Origin of the sequence: Streptomyces recifensis (genome assembly GCF_002154615.1) — a bacterium.
In the GTDB taxonomy this organism is placed as follows: Bacteria; Actinomycetota; Actinomycetes; order Streptomycetales; family Streptomycetaceae; genus Streptomyces; species Streptomyces griseoluteus.
Map to the genome: position 1 here is coordinate 1 of NZ_MUNH01000737.1, position 542 is coordinate 542.

A 542-nucleotide genomic window follows, 5' to 3' on the forward strand; every position below is an offset into this window, starting at 1 on the left:
CCACACCCGCGCGATCCCCACCGGCAACCCCCACTGAGGAGACTCATGTTCGGGCTCAGACGTGCCAGAAAGACCGCAGTGACCGTGCTGGCGACCGCCGCCGCCGCGGCGACCGCGCTCGTGGCCGCCCCCGCGGCGAGCGCCGCTCCCCAGCCCATCGTGGGCGGCACGACCACCACCACGACCGCGTACCCGTACGTCATGCAGATCACGGACGCGTCCGGCAGCCAGTTCTGCGGCGGCACGCTGGTGTCCGCCAAGAAGGTGGTCACGGCGGCCCACTGCATGGTCGGCGAGTCGACGAGCAGCGTCCGGGTGGTCGGTGGCCGCACCTACCTGAACGGCACCAACGGCACGGTGAGCCGCGTCAGCAAGATCTGGATCAACCCGGACTACACCGACGCCACCCGCGGCGACGACGTGGCCGTGCTGACCCTGTCTACGTCGATGCCGTACACCCCGGTGTCCTACGTCTCCCCCTCCCAGACCGGTGTGTACGCGGCGGGCACCACGGCCCGCATCCTCGGCTGGGGCACCACCTC

1 protein-coding gene is annotated in these 542 nt (G+C 71.0%); it reads left to right on the top strand.

From position 1 onward, the window contains the following. Positions 1–45: 45 nt before the first annotated feature. Positions 46–542, top strand: a 497-nt coding sequence (locus CCN33_RS29070) for a S1 family peptidase (RefSeq protein WP_140394736.1), incomplete at its 3' end; no start/stop codon positions are given.